The organism is Frankia gtarii (assembly GCF_025403375.1).
Lineage (GTDB): Bacteria > Actinomycetota > Actinomycetes > Frankiales > Frankiaceae > Frankia > Frankia gtarii.
The window spans coordinates 1-1777 of sequence record NZ_JAMPTM010000511.1 but is presented as its reverse complement, the minus strand read 5'-3'; the positions used below and the strand labels follow the sequence as shown (position 1 = coordinate 1777).

Below are 1777 nucleotides of genomic sequence, written 5' to 3'. Positions count from 1 at the left end.
CACCCATTTTCTCCCACCCGGGCGTTGGTCACACGGTGTCTGGCCAGATCGGGCCGGTCAGGTCTCGGTGATGATCGGCACGTCGACGGCGATCCGCCCCGGCGACGGGTCGATCGCGGCCGGGACGGGGCTGTGCAGGGCGGCGGGTAGCGGCTCGGCGTGGATGACGGTCAGCTCGCTGACGGCCCGGGTGAGCACCACGTACAGGCGGCGCAGGCCCAGGCGGGGATGCGGTTCGCCGGCGACGATCGCCGCCGGTTCCACCGCGATCACCTGGTCGAACTCCAGGCCCTTGGCCAGCGAGGCGGGCACGAGGCAGGCCCGCGACGGCGTGCTGTCGGCGCGCAGCTCGTCGACGGCCAGGTCAGCGGTGCGCAGGGCGGCGGCGAGGGCGGCGACGTCGGCGTCGGCGGCGACGACCGCGAACGAGCCGCTGCGGGTCCGGGCGCGGGCGACCTCGGCGGTGACGGCGGCGGCCACGTCCGAGGTGGGTAGGAGCGTCAGTGCGCCGGGGGCGGTGCGGGCCGAGGTGGGCGCGGTCAGTTCGGCGGCGATGTGGGTCAGCAGGCGGCCGGCGAAGCCGAGGATCTCCGCCGGTACCCGGTAGCCGCGGGTGAGCACCTCCAGGTGGGCGTCGGGCCGGCCGAGATGGGCCAGCTGCGCCGACCAGGAGGTGGCAGCCCACGGGGTGGTGCCCTGGGCGAGGTCGCCGAGGACGGTCAGGGAGCCGTCGGCGCAGCGCCGGGCCAGCGCCCGGCACTGCATCGGGGAGAGATCCTGCGCCTCGTCGACGATCAGATGGCCGAAGCCGCCGGTGCCGTCGATGAGGTCGCGGGCCTCGTCGATCCAGAACACGTCGGCGGGCGACCAGCGGGCCGTGCGGGCCCCGCCGGGCGGCGCCGCGGCCAGGAGCAGCCGCTGCTCGTCGGCGTCGAGCATGCCGTCGGCGGCGGCGCGGGCGAGCAGCTGCGGGTCGGTGAGCAGGCGGCGCACCAGGGCGGCCGCGTCCGCCTTCGGCCAGACCGCCTCGACGGCGCCCTGGACCGCCCGGCTGCGGGCGAGGGTGCGGACCGCGCCGTCGGTGGGGAAGTTCCCGCCCGCCTCGGCCCGCACGCGGACGGCGTTCGCGAGCCGCCCGGCGAGCCGTTCGCGTCCGATGGCGTAGCGGAAGGTCCCGGCGGCCAGGCCGGCGGCGGCGTCGGCGAACAGGCCGGTGAACTCCTCCTCCCCCACGGTCCACCGACCGGCCCTGGTCACCACGGCCACCGGCCCGGTCGGGGGGCGCAGCCCGTCGTGCAGAGCACGGCGCAGCACCGTCGCCATCCTGGCGTCACCCTTGAGCGTGGCCGCCTCGACGGTGTCGGCTCCCCCGACGGTGACGTCGTCGACGAGGTCGGCGAGGGTGCTGTGGCGGACGGTGAACTCGCCCAGCGCCGGCAGGACGGCGGCGATGTAGCCGAGGAAGGCCCGGTTCGGTCCGACGACGAGCACTCCGGCCCGCGCGAGCCGCTCCCGGTGGGCGAACAGCAGGTAGGCGGCCCGGTGCAGGCCGACGGCGGTCTTGCCGGTCCCGGGCGCCCCCTGCACGCACAGGCTCACCGACAGCTCGGCCCGGACGATCTCGTCCTGCTCGGGTTGGATCGTGGCGACGATGTCGCGCATCGGCCCGGACCGCGGCCGTTCGATCTCCCTCTCGAGCAGCCCCCCGGCCGGCACCACCGCCGGCCGCGCCCCGGCTCCGGCCCCGGCGGGGAGGGGGGCGGTTTCAGCGGCGGAG

The 1777-nt window shown here is 76.7% G+C and carries 1 protein-coding gene; it reads right to left on the bottom strand.

Annotation, left to right across the window (positions count from 1 at the left end; genetic code table 11):
• Positions 1 to 57: 57 nt before the first annotated feature.
• On the bottom strand, positions 58 to 1777 hold a 1720-nt coding region (locus NBZ83_RS31945; protein ID WP_261576487.1), incomplete at its 5' end, for a HelD family protein.